The organism is Gordonia sp. DT219 (assembly GCF_049847065.1).
Classification (GTDB): Bacteria; Actinomycetota; Actinomycetes; order Mycobacteriales; family Mycobacteriaceae; genus Gordonia.
The window spans coordinates 36,049-58,934 of record NZ_JBNCNR010000020.1 but is presented as its reverse complement, the minus strand read 5'-3'; the positions used below and the strand labels follow the sequence as shown (position 1 = coordinate 58,934).

General features: G+C 63.1%; 9 protein-coding genes. 8 read left to right on the top strand and 1 reads right to left on the bottom strand.

The annotated features are described in order from the left end of the window. The first annotated feature begins 143 nt into the window (after positions 1-143). Positions 144-767, top strand: coding sequence for a hypothetical protein (locus tag ACPXB3_RS18215; protein ID WP_425728935.1), 624 nt, complete (start codon positions 144-146; stop codon positions 765-767). Between the two features lie 178 nt (positions 768-945). On the opposite strand, the gene ACPXB3_RS18210 is transcribed toward ACPXB3_RS18215, so the two are convergent. After that, entirely contained in the window at positions 946-2,742 is a 1,797-nt protein-coding gene (locus ACPXB3_RS18210; protein WP_425728933.1) for a DNA/RNA helicase domain-containing protein, read from the bottom strand. A gap of 311 nt (positions 2,743-3,053) precedes the next feature. On the opposite strand from ACPXB3_RS18210, the gene ACPXB3_RS18205 reads away from it, so the two are divergent. The 7 genes from ACPXB3_RS18205 to ACPXB3_RS18175 all read left to right on the top strand — a co-directional run bounded on the left by ACPXB3_RS18205 (position 3,054) and on the right by ACPXB3_RS18175 (position 22,755). Continuing rightward, entirely contained in the window at positions 3,054-4,931 is a 1,878-nt protein-coding gene (locus tag ACPXB3_RS18205; protein ID WP_425728931.1) for a GIY-YIG nuclease family protein, read from the top strand. Positions 4,932-5,105: 174 nt separating this feature from the next. Continuing rightward, a complete protein-coding gene (gene pglW, locus ACPXB3_RS18200; protein WP_425728929.1) occupies positions 5,106-9,368 on the top strand; it encodes a BREX system serine/threonine kinase PglW in 4,263 nt (1,420 codons plus the stop codon). After that, a complete protein-coding gene (gene pglX, locus ACPXB3_RS18195; RefSeq protein ID WP_425728927.1) occupies positions 9,365-12,961 on the top strand; it encodes a BREX-2 system adenine-specific DNA-methyltransferase PglX in 3,597 nt (1,198 codons plus the stop codon). Before pglW ends, pglX begins: the two co-directional genes overlap by 4 nt. Then, positions 12,958-16,707: a DUF6079 family protein gene (locus ACPXB3_RS18190; protein WP_425728925.1), complete on the top strand. Its 3,750-nt coding sequence runs from the start codon at positions 12,958-12,960 to the stop codon at positions 16,705-16,707. Before pglX ends, ACPXB3_RS18190 begins: the two co-directional genes overlap by 4 nt. Then, positions 16,704-19,376: a BREX-2 system phosphatase PglZ gene (gene pglZ / locus ACPXB3_RS18185; RefSeq protein ID WP_425728923.1), complete on the top strand. Its 2,673-nt coding sequence runs from the start codon at positions 16,704-16,706 to the stop codon at positions 19,374-19,376. Before ACPXB3_RS18190 ends, pglZ begins: the two co-directional genes overlap by 4 nt. After that, complete coding sequence (gene brxD / locus ACPXB3_RS18180; RefSeq protein WP_425728921.1) at positions 19,373-20,656, top strand: BREX system ATP-binding protein BrxD; 1,284 nt, start codon at positions 19,373-19,375, stop codon at positions 20,654-20,656. Before pglZ ends, brxD begins: the two co-directional genes overlap by 4 nt. Beyond that, a complete protein-coding gene (locus ACPXB3_RS18175; protein WP_425728919.1) occupies positions 20,653-22,755 on the top strand; it encodes a DEAD/DEAH box helicase in 2,103 nt (700 codons plus the stop codon). Before brxD ends, ACPXB3_RS18175 begins: the two co-directional genes overlap by 4 nt. Positions 22,756-22,886 lie beyond the last annotated feature (131 nt).

The following is a 22,886-nucleotide window of genomic DNA, read 5'->3' as shown; positions in this document are numbered from 1 at the left end:
GATTCCACTGCACCCGCGCCCAGCGGGCCAACATCCAATTCCATTGCTGAGCAGTGCCCGGCTAACCTCGAAGAGCCCCAATACGGTGGGCAGGCACCCTCGGGTCGAGCACGATTCAATTTGTAGATTGGTGAAGCAGCAAGATGGCAGACGAGATTTCCACGCTTGACGGATTCATCGCGGACCGCATCGGTTTTGATCTTCCGCCCTGGCCGGGAGGGTGGCCCGGAGAGATCGAAGCGGCGCTGCTCGACGCCGTGTTTTCGATTCAAGCTCGATACGGCAGTGAGAACTCCGGCGTCCGTGCGGTCGTCAAGAAATGGAAGTCGCGGTCGGGCCACGGCGAGCGAGCCGACGACCTCGCCGCTCTTGCGGCGGTCGCGCCGACAAAGCTTGCCGAGATAGTGCAGAACAATGCGAAGGCGAGCGGGCGGCTCAAGGCTGAGATCGTCGTGGACGCAGCGACGAAGCTCTGCAAGGCCGGCCTTCAACATGCCGAGGACCTCGACAACTCAGATGCCCAGCGAAAGGCATATCTCGCCGTAAAGGGGTGCGGCCCTGTCACGTGGGCCTACTTCGGGATGCTCCTCGGCAGACCAGACGTCAAGGCGGACACGTGGATTCTTCGTTTCGTGAAAGCAGCCCTCGGTCAAACGGTTTCACCGAGCGACGCTCGGGAGATAATCGTCGCGATTGCTAGGGAACGCGGGGTTGACGCCACGAAGTTGGACCACGCCATCTGGAAGTACGCTCGGTCTAGTCTCTGACCTTGCCGCCGACGATCGCCGTCAGTCCCAACTCTCGATCCGCTCGCGGAAGACGTCGAACTCCGCCAGAGACACAGTTTGCACGGACTCTGCCCGTGACGCAGCCCGACGGATCCCCTCAGACACGGCCTGCGGAATCGGGTCGTCGTACCGCGTCGGTACTTTGGACGCCCGAGCTCTAGGCATCGTCACGCGCCGACACGAGCGTACGCAGCATTTCCTGCGTCTCCGGATCGGTCGAGTAGATCCGCATGCCCCGCATCCCACGCGTCAGGAGCACCTTGTAGGTGTTGCGGATCGCCCGATCGAAGGCGGCGTGGTCGGCCTTCTTGACCTGGTTGTCGAAGTTGAATTCGGGACGTGCCTCCCAGTGGCCTGATCGCCACACGAAGTCGGGTCCGAAGATGACGGCGCCGTAGTCGTACTCGAATCCCTGGGCGGTGTAGACACATCCGATCTGATGGAAGCCGGCAGGATCGGTGGCCCAGAGCTCACGGCCGGGCGCGTCGCCGTGCTTCGTGGGCTTCGGATTGTTCCAGGGACGCTTCCAGTCGCCGATCACGATGTCGTCGGCAAGCGGCTCGCCCGTCTCGGGCGTGCTCCACTTCCAGCAGTAGCCGGCCACGATGCGCGCCGAGTATCCGGACTCGAGCATCTGCTCGAGCTTCTGCTCGATCGCCGAGGGAGCCTCGTCGAGCGTGACGTCGAATGCGTCGTCACCTTCCCACACGACGGGGCCGCCGGGCTCGAGGCCGAGGAGCCGCCTGACCCAATGGTCGTAGGCACTGCTTCCGCCACACCGGAACTGCCCGTCGAGGCGCACACATTCGAACTCACAGCCCATCCGGCGTGCGGCGCGTTCGATTTCCTCGACGCTGCCCCGTTCGCTCGGCTTGACCACCTGGTCCTCGTCGAGCAGGAACACCGGGACGCGGGCGGCGTCGATGAGCTCCTCGACCTGTGGGCGACCGGTCCGGTCGAGGGCACGAGTGAACCGGTTGGTGGAAGTTTCGCGAATGCGATGTGCCTCATCGCAGATCAGGACTTCGAGATCGTTGGGTTCGGAATTGATGAAGTTGTTGTAGTACGTGAACATCTTCTGCACACGAGGCGCCCGGGCCCCGGCGATCTTGCGGAGCGTCTTGGTGAACGCCGACGACCCGGTCGCGTGCACCGCGGTCCGGCCCTGCCTCGACAGCTCACCGAGAAGGCTGAGCGCGATGACCGACTTGCCCGATCCCGGACCGCCGACCACCGCCACCACCCGCTTGGTGTTCGATCGGGTCGCGTCCTGCACGGCGCGCATCACCTTCGAGTAGGCGATCTGCTGCTCGTCGAGGAGAACGAACTGCTCGCGACGCTGCACCTCGTCGGCGGCCAAAGCCATCAGTTGCTTACTGGGGCGGACCGCCGAATTGAGGAGTTGATCGGCAGCTTCGGTGCCACTGGCGGCCGAGATCCGCGACTTGAGGAAGGTCAGGAACTCGCTTCGCCGCTGGCCGGTGAACAACCGGCCGGTCTGCGTCTCGGGCATCTCCCAGAGCGTGCGGATCGCCGTGTCGGTGGCGTTGTGCAAGTAGGCAACCCCGGCAAGCTGATCGGTGCTGCCACCGAGGGTGGCGAGGAAGTCGGCGAGGTGCGTGCAGTAGCGGCTGACCTGCTCGACCGGATGCAATCGTTCGGCGACCCCGTCGAGCAGAACCACGTCGTCGGTCCCCGACAACACGTTGGCCTTTGTCCACTGCTTCAGTTCGACGACGACGTACGACGACTCCCCCGTTGCCGGGTGCCGACCACACAAGATGACGTCGGCGCGCTTGCTGGTGAGCGGAAGCCGGTACTCGATGAGCATCTCGACGCGGCCGAGCCCGGCATCCTCGAGATCGCCGACCAGCACCTCGAGGCTCCGCTCCCACGACCGCACCTCACCCGGCGACGGGTGATAGCCGAACTCGTAGTAGTGCTGCTCGGTCAACGTAGGAACGAGAGTCTTGGCGGTGAGCTGCGCGCGCACGCCAGCGACCGAGGCCCGATACAACAAAGCGGCTCCAGGAAGACACGAAGGACTTCCCGCTCGGGTTGGAGCCTTGTCATCGAGACGCGTCTGTCGGGCCGAAGCGGATTACGGAGTAGAGCTTAGCTGCTGCCAACGACAACTGGGTGAGGCCACAAACGAATCGCCGGAAGTCCCTCACGGTTCGAAACACGCGAGGTCGACCACATACCGACGCGGTGAGCGCTAAAGTCTCGCTCCTACGCTGGGATTCGGATAGGTAGGACCACCAAATGCACTTCGCGGACGAGGCGACAACTACCACTGAGCTCACGCCGTTACTGGCGGACATGATCGCCGACGCTACGTGGGCGTTTGTGCTCGCCGGAGTGGACCACACCGCCTGGATCGAGCAGGCAGGTGATGGGCTTGAGGTATGCGTCGAGAGCCGCGACGGCCTCGAGCGTCTGTGTCGGTTCGACGGTCACCAGTGGAGCGAGCTGGCTGACGAAGGACCTGCCACGCGCGCGGCGGCTGAATCCTCTGAAGACAGCGCCTTGTCCCCGGCGTTTCTCTCGCCGCGGCCGTACCGCGTCGACTCGCTGAAGCCGACTGACCACGTGATTCTCTCTGCGGCCGACGAGGAGGGTTACTACGCGGAGCTGTTCCAGATGCATCAGCCCGTCCTTGTGTTCGTTCAAACTCTCCTTGCCACTGGTTGGCGTGTGCGCGTGACGTATTCAATTCCGCCAGCGCACGACGGCCGCGCAGAGATTCTCTTGCGTGCTGATCCGCCCAGAAGCGACCACCTCTACGACAAGCCGATTCAGCGTGCGCTCGGTACGGTTCCCGGTCCGCCCGTCGCGGTCGCGTTGTGGACAGAAGCGGAGCCGGACAGTTGGGACTTTGATCCGAACAGCACCGGGTTCCTCACCAAAGCGAGCACGATCATGGAGCGCTCGCCCGAGACACTCACCGACTATGCATTGGCGGTCGCACCGACGTGGACTTTGGCGGCGGGAGTCGACGAGGTGGTCGGCGTCGGCTCGCAGCCCGTTCGTCCCAGCATCGTCTTTACCCCTCCCCCACCGCCTACCGAAGCCGAGCTCGCCGCTCGGCAGAAGGCGATTCGCAAGTGGGCCGCCGACCATGATTTCTCCCACGAGGTACGGCCGGCGACACCCAAGTCCGTCAAAGCATTTCTCGATTTGGAGGGCCAAGGCTCTGCCGGCTACTACCTCCTCGAATTTCACGATGGCCAGTGTTACGTCGGCCAGTCGATCAGAATCGATCAGCGACTGGCACAGCACCTGCTGAATCATCCTGACACCGCTAGCATCCGGATCAAGGCAGACCCTGCGGCCACCAACGCGCCTGACGTGTTACGCCATCTACTCCACGAAGAAAGCCGTCTCATCCATTCCGCTCAGTGGGCCGGACTGCACGCGCGCACCAAGTCCCAAATGACCGTAATCGTCGGTACAGCGGCGTTGGATGAGATGCTTTCGACGAACGAGCAGGCCGACTGGCTAGCGAAACCATTAGCCGGCAATGCCGACGATCTGCGCTACGGACGAAAACTTGAGCTAACATCAACGGCTTTCGCTGGTTCCGAGAAGAATTTCAACAACGTCGCTCGCCTACTCGGCGACGAGCGTCACCATGCGTTCCGACTGCTCGAGCGGTACCTAAGTCACTGCGTTCCTCTCCCCAATGCAACCGAAGTGCATTACTGGAACATCAGCCCGCCAATGAACGCCTACCGCGGTGATCCTTCCGCTCGTTGGCGCACACTGTGGTGTCTATCGGTCGGCTTTGTCGAGACATTCGTCATACTCAAGGAATTGCAGACTGGCGATATCAGTGGATTCGTTCAGGTCAACGGCACTGAGCTCTACGGAGACACCGACCCAGAAACCGCGTATATCCGCATGAAGCGACAACACCCTGGATGTGAGATCCGTGCTGCAGAATACCGCGACTCCGGTCCAGACAACTTTCTTATCGACTTCCCCAATCTGAAGGTGCTGAACCGTCTTCTTTCAGACTCGCACGTAACCCGAGCCGCAGCCACCGCCGCGCTGCTCTTGATGCGGGTACGACACGCGCCCAAGACGCGGCAACAGACCCACTGCCCCGAGCTGGTGAGCGCAGCGTGGGCGTGTAGGTAGGAAGCCCGGTGTCGGACTGCCAAAGGTGGCAGGTCGACCTGGCCGCTCTGACCGCGATCACACGGAACCGTGTGATCGTCAGACCTGACAGATACAGTCACGAGACCCGATCTGTCACGCCACAGTCGTGGCGCTAGATTAAGTCGGACACATGGTGCGGTCACGGAGGTTGCAGTGCAGGACGAGCGGTGGGTCGAGATCTCGCCATCGCAGTTCGACCATGAGGCGAAGGGCCTCGAGTACGTCAAGCAGCTCCTACCCGATGGCCCACCATTTCGGGCCTGGTCGAACTTCGAGTTCCGCGACAACCGTGGCCGCTGGCATGAGGTCGACCTCCTAGTTCTCGCCAGCGACACCCTGTACCTGATCGAGCTCAAGTACTACAAGGGCGTCCTTCGGGGCAACGACCACGTGTGGCAGCGCGCCGGCAACCGCTCGGAAGATTCGCCGCTTCTGCTTGCCAGACGCAAAGCCCAATACTTCAAGTCGCTACTCAAGGACCGGATCGTCGAGAAGACCGGCGACCGCAACGCAGCGAGCGCCGTGCCCTACGTTCAAGAACTGGTCTTCTTGCACCACCCTGACCTGGTCTGCGAACTGCCTAGCAGCTCACGCATCAACCTCTACGGATTCGACGGCAACGAACGTCGTAGCGGTCTGCCCGGCATCGGCGAACGCTTATTGCAACCAGCCAGGCACGGCGCCGTCAGCGAAGAGAAGTCTCGTGTAATCGCCGCCCTGATGAAAGCGATCGGACTGGTCCCGCGTCGGCAGCGCGAAGTCGGATCGTGGGTCATCGACGAAGAGCCACTCGGAGACGGCGAGGGCTGGCAGGACTGGCCTGCATTCCATCATGTGGACGCCGAGCGGCACGCCCGCATCCGCTTCTACCTGCCGAGGCCAGGCGCCACCACGACAGATCAGCACGCACAGGCCCGCGCAGTCGAGCATGAGTACCGACTACTGGCACGCCTGCGCCGAGATGGTCTGCAAGTGCCCGTCGACGTGGTCAAAGACCCGGAACTCGGAATCGGTCTGGTATTCGCGCAGTCGAAAGACGACGAGCGGCTCGACCTGTGGCTGGCAGACAACCGCAACAGCCTGGCCATCGACCGGCAGCTAGAGCTGATCTCCGAGATCGCCGAGATCATCCAGTACGCGCACCGACATCGCGTCGTCCATCGCACCCTCAACCCCCGCGCCATCACCATCCGTACCCGAGGCAAGAATCTGCTGCCCCAAGTGACCGACTGGGACACCGCCGGGGTGCTACCGGCGAATGCCGAGGCCGGGGTCACTCGCCTCACCGCCGGGGCATTGAGCCTGATGGCCGGCGCGCTGAGCGATCAGGCACGACTCTTCGCTGCGCCGGAAGACCTGAAGTCCACCGATCCGGCTCGTCTCGATGTCTTCGGAGTCGGAGCGCTCGCGTTCTACGTGCTGGCCGGAGCAAAGCAACCAGCCACAGATCGCGGTGAACTGATCGACCGGCTTCGTCGCGACCGCGGACTCGATCTTGCGGCGGAGATGCCGCAGGTGCCCTCCGCTCTGCGTGACTGGGTACTCACCGCCACCAACCCTGTTCCGGCTGACCGCTTCGGCACTATCGCCGAGCTCCTTGAGCAACTCGAGCATGTACGTCGCCAGCTGACGCAACCCGAGGGCGAGTTCGACCCTCTCGAAGCGGGCCCCGGCGATGATCTCGCCGACGGTCGCTTCGAGTACAGGCGACGGCTCGGAGCAGGCTCCACCGCAGTCGGGATCTTGGTGGTCGACCGGCGCGCCGGCAACGCCGAGCGCGTCCTCAAAGTGGCCCGCGACGATGAGGCTGCGACACGGCTGCACGCCGAGGCTCAACTGCTCGGAAAGCTCAACGACCCCCGCATCGTCCAGCTGTCGTCCGAAGAAGTCGTCGGCGGACGCGCAGCTCTGGTCATCCAATACGCCGGGCGCACCACCCTGGCAGAGGAGCTTTCCGCCAAGGGCGGTCGGCTCTCCATCGACCTGCTGGAACGTTGGGGTGCCGACCTCCTGCAAGCCCTCGTTGCGTTGGAACGGGCCGGCGTCATGCACCGCGACCTCAAGCCATCCAATTTGGGGGTTTTCGCGTCCAGCAACCGCGCCGATACGCATCTGATGATGTTCGACTTTTCCATGGCCGGCGTCGACCCGCGCAACATCGAGGCGGGCACTCCGCCCTACTTGGATCCCTTCCTCGGACTCGCCGGACGCCGCCAATACGACACAGCTGCCGAACGATACGGGGCCGCCGTCGTTCTGTTCGAAATGGCCACCGGCCAGGCACCCCGATATGGAACAGATCCGCAAGCAAACCCCGCGGCCATCGATGACGACGTCACAATTAGCGCCGAGATGTTTGATCCGGCGGTCGCGGGCGGACTCACCGCCTTCTTCACCACTGCCCTCTCCCGGGATGCCACCACTCGGCCGGATACCGCCGAAGACATGCTTCGCGCGTGGCGACGCGTGTTCACCGACTTGGACTCGGCGCCCAAACCCGAACCCATTGCCCCAACCAAGATCAGCGCGGCCACCACGCTCCGCGATGCCGGCCTCAGCGCTCGCGCACTGTCCGTTCTTGCGGCAGCACAGGTCACCACGGTGGGCGAGTTGCTCGCGCTCGACTCGACTCGCTTGAACCGGTTGGTGGCCAAGGAAGCCAAGCCAACACGCCGCGAGATCCTCGATCACTACCAACAGTGGGTGAAACGTCTCGACGCGAAAAACACTCGCAGAGCATCGGATTCCGGGCAGGCTCTCCTTGGGTTGGACGAGGCCGTTGCCCAGCTCCTCGCCGCGGTGCGGACGGGACGTTCCAGCACGCGTCGCCATGCCGCGGAACTCCTGCTTGGGACGCGAGACGGACTTGACGCCTTCGCCAGTGGACATGAACTTGCGCAGGCGCTCAACAAGACGCTGCCCCGCGGGCACCAGCTCCTCAAGGAATTGCAGGCCGACTGGGCAGACAACGATGAGACGCGCGTATTGCTCGATGCCATCATCGACCTCGCTGATACGGCGTTGCGTGACTCCGGTGGCGTCGTGGCGGTATCAACCCTTACGGCAGAGATCCGCGGTCGGTTGCCTCAGCCGCCAACGGCACCATCGGATGTCGCCGCGCGGGCCCGCAATGAACGTGCCGCAGCCGGATTACTTCGTGTCGCCTACGACCGTCTGACCGAGCATGAAACTGCCGAAGGCGCAAGGCATATGGTCCGCCGACGACACGGCGGGCGCCTCGCCCTCGTCGCCGAGAACGAGCTACTGCTCGCCGGCGCTGAAGCGGCAGCCAAACGTGCCGATGAACTGGTGGCCATTACCAGCCGCTCACAGGGTGGTGAGGACGGGGTGGTGCCGTCAGCCACCGCAACGCGAGAGCTGACGTCGGCGTTCACTCGCGCGTACCGCACGGCAGCCGGCCCCGAGACGCAAGTTCCAGTACCGAGCGACTCCCGATTGGTGCGGCTGGCGGCTGCCACTTCCAAGCTCACCGCGATGTCGGGCCGTGGCGAACTTCATTCGCGCACCATGGAACCCGCACTCGCGGTCCGCTTGGCACTGGGTGGCCTAGCGCAAACTGAGCAACTCAGCGCGTCAGAGGTCCGAGCGCGCGTCGCCGCCCGCTTTCCCGAGCTCGACAGACTTCCGGGCCGCCCCCATCTCGATCCAATCGTCGAACGCGCCGGGCTCGGTCTGTCCTGGGACGGATCGCACTTCCGATATGAGACGCAGAGCCCACCAAGCCAGACATCGCTCAACACGCGACAGTCCACCCAGCGTGAAAGCGAACCTGACGAAGACACACACGTCTGGTCCGCCCGCGATCTCCGGGTGCAATACGGCGCCGTGGCGACATCACTGCGGGAGAACGGCTTTCTGGTCATCGGCGTTCCGGTATACCGCCCCGGCGATCACACGGAGGTGGCACGTTTCCTTGCCGACGAGCATGGCGGGCAGATCGTCGACGTGACAGACGAAATTGTCGACTCCATGCGGGAATTCGCTGAGACCAAGGGATTGCCCTGGAGCCTGGTCCAGAGCGCCGACGCAGCCGAGCCCGGCACCCGCGACGCGCGTGGCCTACGTGCAGTGCTCGATCAGGTGATGCCGCAGATCCGATCGCGCCTCGACGGACTGGTCTTTGGCGACGCCGCTCGTAACTCCGTGCCATTGGTGCTTACCGAACTATCTCCACTGGCCCGATACGGGTATCTGGACGCGCTGGCAAAGTTGAGCGACCTGTCAGCTCCACGCAAGCGTCCGCTATGGGCGATCGTGCCGCAATTGCGTGGCCAACGGAGCCCAGTGGTCGACGGAAGGCCAATCCAGCTGGGTTCGCCCGGCCAATTCGTTGTGTGGACGCCCCTGGCCGATCGTGCCGAGTCGTCTGATGAATCGAGTGAAAGCAAGGTATGACGGTGGCATTCGAGGCAGCTGAGCTGGTCAAGGCGCTACGCAAGCAGCTGGCCCTGTTGGAAGACGATCTACGTGCCCGTGTCGACGGCGCCGACATCAGCGCTCGACAAGAAGGCGTGGCTGAACTTTGGCGCGCCGAACACGCTGAAGCTCTCGCCGCCGAGCGAACCGCCGCCTCCTGGCAGGCATGGCGCGACGAGCGCGTCACCCAAGCAGGTGTCGCCTGGGTTCTGCTCACTGTCTTTGCGCGCTACTGCGAAGACAACGCTCTTGTCTCAACGGCGTGGATCGGCGGACCCGACACCGACACTCGTCAAGAAGCACTCGACGCCCGCCGCGCCTACTTCGCCAAGCATCCTGAACGCACCGACCGCGAATGGCTCGAAACCATCATCGAGCACTTCGGCAAATGCGACGCCACGAGCGGTCTGGTCGAACACCACTCACCGCTACACCAGGTGGCGCCCTCAGGTGACGCGGCCCGCGCGCTCCTCGAATTCTGGTGGGACAAAGACGATTCCGGGGAACCACACTGGAGCTTCGTCGGCGTCGACACCCGATTCCTCGGCGATGTCTACCAGGACATTTCGGAGTTCGCGAAGAAGACCTACGCACTCCTACAGACCCCGGTGTTCGTCGAAGAGTTCATTCTCGATCAAACCCTCGAACCCGCACTGAACGAACGCCCCCTCGATGGCTTCACCGTCATCGACCCCACCTGCGGCTCCGGACACTTTCTCATTGGAGCCTTTCACCGCCTGCTGGAACGCTGGCAGCGTGAAGCCCCAGCACTCGGCGACCGAGTACTGGTGCAGAAAGCACTCGAATCGGTGTACGGCGTCGACGTCAATCCGTTTGCCGTCGCGATCGCCCGGTTCCGGCTACTCGTCGAAGCGCTCGCAGCCAGCGGCGACAAATCGATCGAGAAGATGATCGACATCGACCTCAACCTCGCGGCCGGCGACTCGCTGCTATGGGGTGCGCGTCAGCAGGCACTTGGTGACGACCTCTGGTCGGCGGGACAACAGCAGATGGCTCTCGTGACCGAAGATGCGGAAGCATTGAAGTCGATCCTGCAGCGCGAACACGACGTGGTGGTGGGTAACCCGCCGTACATCACGGTAAAGGACAAAGCACTCAATAAGACGTACCGCGAACTTTACTCAACATGCCACCGCAAGTATGCATTGACTGTTCCCTTCATGGAAATATTCTTCGATCTCGCGAGGAGCGGAACCGATGGAAAATTCGGATGGGTCGGACAAATAACCTCAAACTCCTTCATGAAGCGCGAGTTCGGTTCCAAACTCATCGAGGAATTCCTCACCACTCGCGACCTTCGGCAGGTCGTCGACACGTCGGGGGCATACATCCCGGGCCACGGAACCCCAACCGTAATCCTAGTGGGACGCAACCGAACACCCGTCGGCGAACGTGTTCGCGCCGTACTTGGTATTCGGGGAGAACCAGGAAGACCCGATGATCCAGCCAAAGGCATCGTCTGGTCCTCGATTGTCGAGCACATTGACGATCCAACCTTCAACGACGCCTGGATCAGCGTTACCGACCTAGATCGCGCCACATTGCGTAAACACCCATGGAGCCTGTCCGGTGGCGGTGCGGTGGAATTGCTCAACGGGATCGACCAAATAGGCGCTCGCGCTGTCGGCGTTGAGGTAGTCCGTATCGGATTCTTCGGAGTTATGGGGGCGGATGATGCGTTTACAATCCCTCTCAACCTTGCACGATCGGAGAGATATATAGGTTCTGGCTTCGTTTCCCTGGTACAGGGAGACGAAGTTCGTGACTATGCTGCCATGCCGGCTTATTCGGCATTCTTCCCGTATTCCGCGGGCCATCAAATACAGAAGCTCGATCATTATGTCCACATGGAAAAACGGTTATGGTCAGTGCGTGCCGAGTTGGGCAATCGAGCAACGTTTGGCAGAGGGACATACTTTAGCGACGGACGTCCCTGGTATGAATGGCACCAAGTTCCCGAGGACAAGGGGACTTCCCCCCTCTCCATCACCTTCGCCGAAGTCGCAACGCACAACCATTTCGTCCTGGACCGCGGCGGGAAGGTGTTCAAGCAGACGGCGCCGGTGATCAAGTTGCCAGCGGGGGCAAGCGAGGACGACCATCTGCGGCTGCTTGGGGTGTTGAACAGCTCGGTGGCGTGCTTCTGGCTCAAACAGAAATGCCATAACAAAGGCAGCGCAGTTGACCAAAGCGGTGCGCGAACGACGTTAGATCCATGGGAAAACTTCTATCAATTCAGCGGCACCACGGTGAAGGACTTTCCGCTACCGTCAGTCTATCCACTGGCACGTGCCCGTACCATGGATGCTCTCGCCTGGGAGCTGTCAGAGTATGCGCCGTCTGCCGTGGCGGAACGAGAAACACCGACAGCTGACGTTCTCGCCGCGGCGCATGATGAGTCGGAACGATTGCGTGCGTTGATGGTCGCCCATCAGGAAGAGTTGGACTGGGAGTGCTACCGGCTGTACGGGCTCATCGATGACGATCTCGCCTATCGGGGTGAGCTTCCCGGGATCGCGCTGGGCGAGCGAGCGTTCGAGATCGCCTTGGCGAGCGCCGTGGCAGGGGGCGAACACACCGCATGGTTCGAGCGACACCGCTCAACACCAGTAACCGAAATCCCTGGACATCTGCCCTCCGACTACCGCGATCTGGTACAGCGGCGTCTCGACGTCATCGAATCGAATCCTGGCATTCGGTTGCTGGAGAAGCCGGAACACAAGCGGCGCTGGGCGATCGAACCGTGGGATAAGCGTGTGACCGAGGCTTTGCGCGATTGGCTGCTGGACCGGGTCGAGGATCGCGAGTTGTGGTTCGAGGATGGGCATCCGACACCACGCAGCGTCGCGCAACTCGCTGACCGGCTCGATCGCGATCAAGACTTTAGGCGCGTGCTGCGGCTGTGGGCGGGTAACCCCGATGTCTCGACCGGCGCCGCTCTGGGCAAGCTGCTCGACGACGAAGGTGTGCCCTATCTGGCGGCATTGCGCTACAAGTCAGCAGGGCTCATCAAACGCGAGGCGTGGGAATACACATGGGAGCTTCAGCGGCGGGAGGACGCCGGCGAGAAGCTCAGCGCCCCGATCCCTGTCCCGCCGAAGTATAAGCCTGCGGACTTCGTGAAGACTTCCTATTGGGCACGACGCGGCAAGCTCGACGTACCCAAGGAACGATTCATCGCCTATCCCGGTGCCGGCCGGGATTCCGACCCCACGATACTGCTGGGTTGGGCCGGCTGGGATCACGCCGAGCAGGCTCTCGCGCTGGCTGGCCTGATCGACGAGCGGATCACCACCGACGGGTGGGATCAATCCAGCGCCGACAAATTGGTTCCCATGCTCGCCGGCCTGGCCGAGCTACTTCCGTGGGTACGGCAATGGCACGGCGAGATCGACCCAGAGTTCGGGGAATCGGTAGCCGACACCGTCGACGAAGTCCTACGTGCGCACAGCACCGAACTGGGTGTCGGCCCAGACGACCTCACCGCGTGGCGGCCACCAGCCCCCACCCGCGGTCGGCGAACACGAACGAAGACGGAGGCAACCTCGTGAGCACCTTGCTGCGCGACGTCATCGACATCCCCGAACGCACCGGCGCCGACGACTACGTCTTACGCCTATCCGACAGCACCGACGACGACACCCACATCCGCCAAACGTTGTCGGACTATGTTCTCACCGAATCACTGCAACAGAACTTCGTCGCGGCCATGGATCTGGTAGCCAACGCAATCGATAACAAGACCTCTCGCGCAGCCTTTCTGACCGGTTCCTTCGGTTCTGGTAAGTCCCACTTCATGGCCGTGCTCTACGCGTTGTTGGGCAATCATCCGGCGGCCCGCACGGCGCAGTACACCAAGCTGACTGGCCACTACGATGAAACGTTGGGTGGTAAGCAAGTCCTGCGGCTCACGTACCACCTGCTGGGCGCAAAAAGTCTCGAGGAGGCCATCTTCCGCGGCTACCTCCGGCAGATCGCACGTTTGCATCCCGACGCACCGCTGCCCGCGGTACACGTCACCGACACCCTCATCGCCGACGCCGAGAAGCTCCGCGAGCGGATGGGAGATCAGGCCTTTCTGGCGGGCCTGACTGGCGGTGCTGAGGGCGCATCCGGCTCGTCGGATGCGTGGGGTGCCGTCCTGGGCGGAGACAGCTGGAGCCTCGACACCTACCGCGCTGCCGTTGCTGCGTCGCCCGAGGGTCCCCAACGCACAGCCCTCGTCTCTGCACTGGTGCGCAGCTACTTCGGCTCGTTCGTAGAACAGGCCGACTATGTCGATCTTGACCGCGGATTGGTTGCCATCACCGATCACGCCAAAAGTCTCGGCTACGACGCAGTGGTTCTTTTCCTCGATGAGCTGGTGCTGTGGCTCGCGTTCTCGGTTCTCGACAGCGAGTTCTTTTCGCGCGAGTCACAGAAGCTGACCAAACTCGTCGAGTCCTCGGGCACCCGTCGCTCGATTCCGGTCGTGTCATTTGTGTCGCGCCAGATGGACCTTCGCAAATGGTTCGCCGATGCCGGGGCGTCCGGCGCCGAGCAGGATGCGCTGGATCGCGCCTTCCACTACCAGAAGGAGCGTTTCCGCGAGATAGCTCTCGGCGACGACAACCTCGCCGAGGTTGCTCATGCCCGCCTCCTCAAGCCCAAAGATGCGGCGGGAGAGGCTCTGCTGGATGAAGCCTTTCGTGCAGTTACCCGCACGCCCGATGTGTGGGACGTGTTGCGCGACTCGATGAACACTTCGGACGACCACAGCGGTGCATCGGAGCGGGAGTTCCGGCTCACCTATCCGTTTTCGCCGGCGTTGGTGGCTACACTGCGAAACCTCTCGTCAGTGATGCAACGTGAGCGCACCGCTCTCAAAGTGATGCAACGAATGCTCGTCGACCGCCGAGACACCCTCACGATCGCCGATCTGATCCCGGTAGGTGATGCATTCGACTACATCGTTGAGGGCAACGTCCCCATCGACTCGCATGCGGCAACGATGTTCACCGCGGCGTCGGATCTCTATCGCACCAAACTGTTGCCGATTCTGATGCGTGCGCACCAGGTGACTGAGGAACAGCTCACCGACGATCCGGTCTCGGTTCCAGCCGGCTTTCGCGCGCACGAACGGATTGCCAAGACCCTGCTACTGTCGGCGGTCGCACCCAAAGTACCAGCTCTACGAGATATCACTGCCTCACGCTTGGCGGCTCTCAACCATGGATCCATCAAATCCAAACTGCGCGGCGGGGAAGTGCGCGTGGTACTCGGAGTGGTGCGAGACTGGGCCAAGGACGTACCCGAGATCACGGTATCCGAGGGTTCCAACCCGATCATTCGGGTGCAGCTCTCCGACGTCGACTACCAGTCGGTGTTGGAACGGATACGCGCCGAGGACAATTCGGGGCGACGCCGTGTCTTGATCCGTAAACTCGTCCACGCGGCGCTGGGGGTGGGAACCCAACAGGACGACCTTGCCGGGGCGGCAACACGCACCGTCATCTGGCGCGGCTCGCGACGTGAGGTCGACGTCGTGTTCGGAAATGTTCGCGATGCGGGGTCGATCCCGGAACAGAATTTTGACAATCGGCCCGGGACATGGAAGCTGATCGTCGACTATCCCTTCGACGAGCAGAACTTTTCTGCAGCCGACGACATTGCCCGCATTGACCGACTGCTGTCCAACGGTGACCGTCACACAATCGCCTGGCTACCAAAGTTCTTCTCCGCCAAAGCTCTCGACGATCTCGCTATGCTGGTCAAATTGGATTGGCTGTTCACCGGCAGTGGCGATCGGTGGCAAGAGAATTCTGACCACCTTTCGGCGTCGGACCGGGCGCAGGCCCGCGGTATCTTGGAGAACCTGCACCGCGGGATCCTCACCTCCTTCGACCTCCTCCTGCGGCAGGCCTACGGCATCGAGGCGGCCGATCCAAAACTGTTCGTCGACGATCCCGCTCACACCGAGGTGTTGATCTCACTGAGCAAGGACTTCAGCCCCAAGTTGCCCGCAGCCGTGTCGCTGCAAGATGCCTTCGACAAAGTAATCGACCAGGCGTTCGGCGCAATCTACCCGGCGCATCCGCAGTTCCCGAACCCCGACGACGAGGTCACCCTCCGTCAATACGAGATTCTCCGGAACTACGTCGAGAAGGCAGCTACCGACAGCTCTGGTCGCGTACCGACACTTCCTGGAGTCGACCGTAAAGCGGTTCAGCGCATCGCCGGACCGCTGAAGGTCGGCAAAGCTACCGAAGATCACTACCTCTTCGGGGAGGACACCTTCGCATTTTGGGCCGGCGAGCTCGATCGTGCAGCAGCCGAATCGGATCGGGTGACCGTCGGACTTCTGCAAAGTAGGATCACCGCTGTCATTCCAGCATGGGGACTGCGTCCAGAGGCACGGGACCTCATCGTTTCAGCGTGGGCGTTGCTGCGTAAACGTGCGTGGTTTGAAGCGGGCTCGCCAGTTGGCAACCTCAAACTTGGGTCGCTGCGTGAGAGCATCGAGATGCGGGCTGAGGAGCTTCCGGACGCAACCGCATGGGAGAAGGCCCGTCTGCACGCAAGCCAGCTCTTTGGTTACACCATGCCCAAGACCTTCCTCACCGGGGCCAACGTCGCCGAGTTCGCCCAGGCGGTGCGGACCAAGGCCGCCGACAATCGCTCCGACCTTCAGAATGTCGCCGACCGGCTCGCCGCGGCGCACAGTGCACTCCAGCTAGAAATCACCAAGACCGATCGAATTTCTGTCGTCCGAGACATCGCTGAGTTCGTCGATCGATTGGGTACGACCAGCGGAAACGTCGCTCTGATCGCGTCTCTGGCAGAGCTGGAACTCCCGGTAGCACCGCAGACCGCAGGCCAGTTGCGTGCCGATGCCGGCCGCGACGCGATGGCGCTGCGGCAGTTCCAATGGCGACTCCTCGAGACAGTGCTGGCGGGCAAGTCAGCATCTGGTGAACGAGGAGACTCCGCGCGCGGCATAGTGCGCCGACTCGACGAACTGATCGCCACTCCGGGACGATCGCTCGCCGACGAAATCGGCAAGGTCGAAAGCAGCGTCGTCGATTGGGTCGTGACCGGCCAGCAGGCCCACCAGAGTGGCGGCGACACTGATAGTGCCGGCATCGGGGACAAGAAGGCGGAACCCGCAACCGCGGAACATGCCGGAGCCGCTGACTCCGCAAGCACCCGCACGGTTGAGATACGCAATGCCGCCGACGTCGACAAACTGGTCGAGTCGCTGCGCGAAGCGTTGTCTCAGTCAGATTCTCCGATCACCGTGCGGTGGTGGTCGCCGTGACTGCTCTCACCGCGACCAAGCCGATCATCACCGCTCGTCTTCAGCAGGCCGTCGACAAGCGCTATCGCAGCGGCGTTCTCGGGCTGCGCGCGTCGGCGACATGGAGCGATAGCGCGTTCAGTCACGACGGCGTGCCAGTGACAGTTGTGGCTTGCCCGTCGACCCTCTCGGTCTGGGAGGCCATTGAATCCCGTCTCGACGATCAGTGGCTGGTGATCCTCACACCCGTCGACGAGAAGGAACTCGGCGACGGAGTACTTGCGCATCTCATCGATAACCGGCTGCTGACGCCCGATCCGTGGGCGGCGCTGCGATCGATGTTCTCAGCCACCACCATCGAACCAGCCCTGTATCGCGTGCCCGATGATCGCGCCCTAGCCCTCGGACTACTCGCCGCCGTCCCGACCACTGCCGTCACTCCCGCGCCGGGCGGTGTCCTCACCCGCGCACATGCCATGTCCGCTTTGGCAAGCGGCGCGCTCCGCATCACCGATGATCCTCACGTCGAGATCGATGGGCTGGCGATCCTCGAATGGAGCCTGCGACACGATGTCGCCGACGACCTCGAACACCTACAGGTAGTAGGCGGTCCACAAGTCACGCTCGCGATCACCGCCTGGCTGGCCGAATCGGCCGGACGCCTCCACCGTGTTGTAGCGGCGCTCCTCGTCGGAGGGCGAATCGGCGATCTGGTACCACTCGGGCTCATCGCCGGACTGGTCGCCACCGACGGCACCGACACGCAACTTGGCCGTGGGCTCTTCCTCGGCCGGTACGGGCTTGGCACGCTATCCACCGCGGACCTAACCGCGTGGGCACGCGACACTTCGAGCCTCGTGGTAGGGCAGCTGGATGGGCCGAGCCGACGAACTGTTTTGGACGCAGCGGCAGCACACGCTGACGCTCTCGGAATTGCCGAGCTCGCACGGTCTTCCGAGCTCCTACCCCAAGGATTGGAAGCCAGGTTCGATGCACTGGCCGACGCCATCGAACGCGCACTGCCCGACCGCGCGCTGAGCCCAACTACAGCAGCCGTCATCGAGGCCGAGGCAGCATGGCAAGGCATCACGCGCCACCTACTCGCTCGCGGCGACGCCTCCATGACAGGCGCCGAGGCAGCAATACGACTGCTGCGCTGGCTCACCAATTACACCCAGCTCGATGGGGATCTCGACGCCCTCACCGACCACCACGTCCGATGTGGCGCCTGGGTCGATTCCGCACTCATCACGGCACGGCGTGGTGTCGATCATCGTGGCGTCGCGACAGCAGTGTCCAAAGTCATCGGTCAGGCAACATCATTGCGGCGCAATGATGATCGACGATTCGCCGCTGCACTTGCGCGCACCGAGCACCCAACCGGGATTTTGGTGGAGAACCTTCTGCGCGACATCGTCGTCCCCCTTGCACGTGACACGCCCACGCTGCTAGTCGTCGTCGACGCGCTATCAATAGCTGCCGCAATCAGTGTCGTCGCGGGAGCACAGCAGGCAGGGTGGAGTGAAGCCGCGGTGGGCAGTTCACCCCAGCGATCGGGCGCGTTGGCGGTCCTACCGACCTTGACCGGGCGCAGCCGATGCTCACTGCTGTGCGGAGAGCTGCGCGCCGGCACCGACGTTGCCGAACGCGCCGGCTTCCTCGACCTGCTGCGCGACACCGGCCTCGAGGCAGCGGCTGGCCGTCGTGATCCCATCTTCCACAAGAAGGCTCTCGATTCTGTGCCCGCCGGGGCGGACCTGGCCACCGACGTCGCCGACGCGATCGCCGATCCGACCGGACGACCATTGGTCGCGGCAGTCCTGAACTACGTCGACGACACCCTGCACCACACCGATCCTGGCGGCACCGACTGGTCGCTGGCAACTATCACCCACCTCGGCGCGCTCCTACGGGCTGCACAACGCGCCGGGCGTGCGGTAGTCATCACGTCCGACCACGGCCATATCATCGAACGCCGCGACTCGGTCAAGCTCAATCGCACCAACCTCTACGGACAGCGCGCCCACGGACAACTCGACGCAGTCGACGACGGGGAGGTGCTCGTCCGCGGGCCACGGGTCCTCACCGACGACTCAGCTGTGGTGCTGGCCGTCGACGAGACCATACGTTATGGCCCGGTCAACGCCGGATATCACGGAGGCGGCACCCCGGCCGAAGCCCTCGTTCCGGTGATCGCCTTGTACACCGGCGACCGTCCACGGGCGCTGGGACCGATCGGCATCGTCGAACCCGCCTGGTGGCATACGCCGGTAGCCATCGAACCCGCCGACTCCGCTGTCGCCAAGGCACCACCGACGACATCGAAGACCGCGACACCCACACTCTTTGATGAGGAAGAACCTTCGGCGCCCGTCACGGAAGTACCTCTTGCACAACGGGTTCTCGCGAGTGGCGTCTTCGCATCGCAGTGGCGGCTCGCCGGACGCATCGTTGTCACGACCGACCAGGTGGAAATGCTTGTGGCCGCGCTGTTGCGAGCTCCTGCCCAGGAACTGACCCTCGCTCAGGCTTCAGGGATTCTCGGCCTCGCCGAAAATCGAGTGACTGGCGCGTTGCTGCAAGTCAAGCGTGTCCTCGACGTCGAAGGCTACGAAGTTCTGGCCCTCGACGGTCCCGTCGTTCGCCTCGACGAGCACATGCTGCGCGAGCAGTTCGGGATCGACCCATGACGTCGGCAGTGTCCCCGCGCCGGCGGCGAGAGATCCTCGACGCTCTGCGCCGCGGAACAGTTCCGGCCAACGGTCTGGACCAACTGGCGGTCGGCCTGGGGCGGTTCGAGTCTGAGCTGGATGCAGAACTGGACGTGGTCGCCGCAGGCGGCGCCATGTTCAAGGCGGTCCGCGGCGACTACGGCTCAGGTAAGACGTTCTTCGCCCGCTGGCTCGCCGACCGCGCGATGAAACGCGGATTCGCGGTCGCCGAGGTTCAGATCAATGAGATCGACACCCCGCTGCACAAACTGGAAACCGTCTACCGGCGCAGCATCGAGTCACTGCACACCGCGTCCATTCCACCCTCGGCATTGCGCCCAATCCTTGACGCCTGGTTATTTACCATCGAAGACGACGCCGCTACCCAAGGCGTGGGCGTCGACGATCTGTTGGAACGACGACTGGCCGCTGTCGCAACGAGCGCTCCGGTCTTTCCGATGGCGATCCGTGCCTACCGAAGGATGATCGCCGACGGCGACAACGATGCCGCGGACGGACTCGTCGCCTGGCTCGGCGGACAGCCCCATGTGGCAGCGGCGGTCAAACGCCGTGCGGGCATCAAAGGCGATCTCGATCACTATCTGGCGCTGGGGTTCCTGCGGGGGCTTCTCGCGATCCTCGCCGATGCCGGCAACGCCGGGTTGCTCCTCGTCCTCGATGAAGTCGAAACCCTCCAACGCGTTCGCTCAGACGCTCGCGCAAAGGCACTGAATGCGCTGCGGCAGTTGGTCGACGAAGTTCACGACGGCCACTTCCCCGGACTGTATCTACTCATCACTGGAACCCCCGCCTTCTTCGAAGGCCGGCAGGGCATCCAACTACTCCCCCCGCTGGCTGATCGGCTTCACACCGACTTCTCCCGCGACCCTCGATTCGACAACCCACGCGCACCGCAGCTTCGATTGACCGGATTCGACGTCGACCGCCTCGTCGAGCTGGGCGGCCGGGTCCGCGAACTGTACTGCAGTGGGATTGATTCGGCCGATCGCATTCGCTCCACCGCCGACGACGCGTTCCTTCGACGTTTCGCCACCGCGGTCGCCGGCGGACTCGGCGGCAAAGTGGGTATTGCGCCCAGACTGTTCCTGCGGAAACTTGTCGATGTCCTCGACGTGATCGACCTGCACCCGGACTTCAATCCGTACGCGGACTACGAAATCACGATCAGCGATAGCGAACTGTCCGACGTGGAGCGCGAAGCACTCTCTGCCGACGACATCGACCTGGATCTGCGATGAGCCTCGACTCTTTTGATCTGCTGCACCCCGGCGTCCAGTATCACCTTGCAAATACGTTGCGATGGGATGGCTTACGGCCAACCCAGGCTGCGGCCGTCCGCCCAATCCTCGCTGGAGAGGACGCCTTGGTGTTGGCGCCCACCGCCGGGGGAAAAACGGAGGCAGCCGCATTCCCGCTCCTCTCTGCGATGGCTGAGCAGGGGTGGCAAGGCGTGTCAGTGCTCTATGTCTGCCCTCTACGGGCACTGCTCAACAACTTGCAGCCGCGACTGGACGCCTATGCTCAGTGGATTGGGCGTGCCGCCGACGTCTGGCATGGTGACGTGGGACCTTCGGCCCGGCAAAGGATTCTGCGCGAACAGCCCGACATCCTACTGACCACCCCAGAATCGCTGGAAGCAATGCTGGTGTCTACCAAGGTCGATCCCCGGGTTCTGTTCGACGGCCTGCGCGCTGTCGTCGTCGACGAGGTGCATGCGTTTGCCGGGGACGATCGCGGATGGCACTTGCTGGCAGTCCTCGAACGTCTGTCACGACTCGCCGGCCGGCCTCTGCAACGCATCGGGCTGTCGGCCACCGTTGGAAACCCCGACGACCTTCTACGATGGCTCCAAGGCGGATTCACCGGACGCCCGAAAACGGTGGTCGCGCCAAAGGTTCTACAGGTTGCCGACGCGCCCGAGATCACCGTCGACCACGTCGGATCGCTACAGAACGCGGCCACTGTCATCGCGTCTCTCCACCACGGCGAGAAGCGACTGGTATTTGTCGATTCGCGTCGCCGCGCCGAAGAACTCGGCGCAGCGTTGCGCGAACGTGGAGTGGATACCTATCTGTCGCACTCGTCACTGTCGGCAGCGGAACGGCGGCGATCCGAAGCTGCGTTCGCCGACTCCCGTGACACGGTCATCGTTGCCACCTCCACCCTTGAACTCGGTGTCGACGTCGGCGACCTCGACCGCGTCATCCAAATCGGCTCGCCACACACAGTCGCGTCATTCTTGCAACGGCTCGGGCGCACCGGTCGACGGCCCGGCAGCATTCGCAACTGCCTGTTCCTCTGCATCGACCACGACCAGCAGCTCCTTGCGCTGGGCATGCTGGCATGTTGGGCACGTGGCTGGGTGGAGCCGGTGATGCCGCCACCATCTCCACGGCACATTGCCGCGCAACAGATGATGGCGCTCTGCCTCCAAGAACATCGCATCGGACGGTCATCGTGGCGCGACTGGTGGGGCACGCTACCGGTGTTCGACGAGACTGCCGACGACATCATGAACTATCTCGCCGCCGAGGGATACTTCGAACGCGATGGCGATTTCCTCCACATCGGGCCTGAAGCTGAACGCCGCTTTGGACGCCGCTACTTCTCTGATCTCACTGCAGTGTTCAGTGCGCCACCGGAGTTCACCGTCCTCGCCGGCCGTAACGAAGTCGGCAGCATCGGCATCGACCTCCTCGTGGAGGAGGTACAAGGGCCGCGAGTGCTGCTCCTCGGTGGACGATCGTGGACGGTGACGCACGTCGACTGGCAACGTCACCGCTGCTTCGTCGAACCCGCAGCCTCTGGTGGCCGGGCGAAGTGGTCAGGATTTGGTAGTCCAGTGTCGTTCGACGTCGCCAGGGGCATGCGTGAGGTCCTTATAGGGATAGACCCTCACGGAGTGACACTGACGCGGCGAGCGGAGACCGCAGTTGCCGAGCTTCGCGAGACTTACCGTGGTCTTGTGGACCCAAACCGTCTCGTGGCGGTGTTGCCCGACGAAGGGACCGGCCGATGGTGGACGTGGGCGGGCACTGCGGCAAACCGCACACTGCAGGCGTCGTTGCCACGCTTGGTCGATCCCCGCCAACGAGTGGACGAGCAATCGCTACGGCTTTTGCCCGGCATCAGCCGCAGTGATCTACTTCGCGAACTTGAAACGATCGAGTGGCGGCAACCCGACGTGTCCGCGATGGCACTTGCAGGTTTGAAGTTTTCCGCGGCGCTCCCGCCCGAACTGGCGGCTCGAACCCTTGGGGAGCGGTTGGGTGACCCTAGTAGTGCGCATACCGCCGCGACCGCCCAGTTGGTGGTGACCCGGCGATCGTGCGATTGACGCGTTCGCACGTCGTTGCGAGCGGGATGCTTCCTTGCCCGCGTCCGTCAACCGTATGAGGTCCGAACGGACCAAATTTTGTGCCATACGCCGCATCGACCGCATTCCCGACGAACCTGTCAGTCTCGCCC

Bases quoted from the DNA above. Each gene is read 5' to 3' on its own strand.
- brxD (WP_425728921.1), top strand. From the start codon at position 19,373: ATGACGTCGGCAGTGTCCCCGCGCCGGCGGCGAGAGATCCTCGACGCT.
- ACPXB3_RS18205 (WP_425728931.1), top strand. From the start codon at position 3,054: ATGCACTTCGCGGACGAGGCGACAACTACCACTGAGCTCACGCCGTTA.
- pglX (WP_425728927.1), top strand. From the start codon at position 9,365: ATGACGGTGGCATTCGAGGCAGCTGAGCTGGTCAAGGCGCTACGCAAG.
- ACPXB3_RS18215 (WP_425728935.1), top strand. From the start codon at position 144: ATGGCAGACGAGATTTCCACGCTTGACGGATTCATCGCGGACCGCATC.
- ACPXB3_RS18175 (WP_425728919.1), top strand. From the start codon at position 20,653: ATGAGCCTCGACTCTTTTGATCTGCTGCACCCCGGCGTCCAGTATCAC.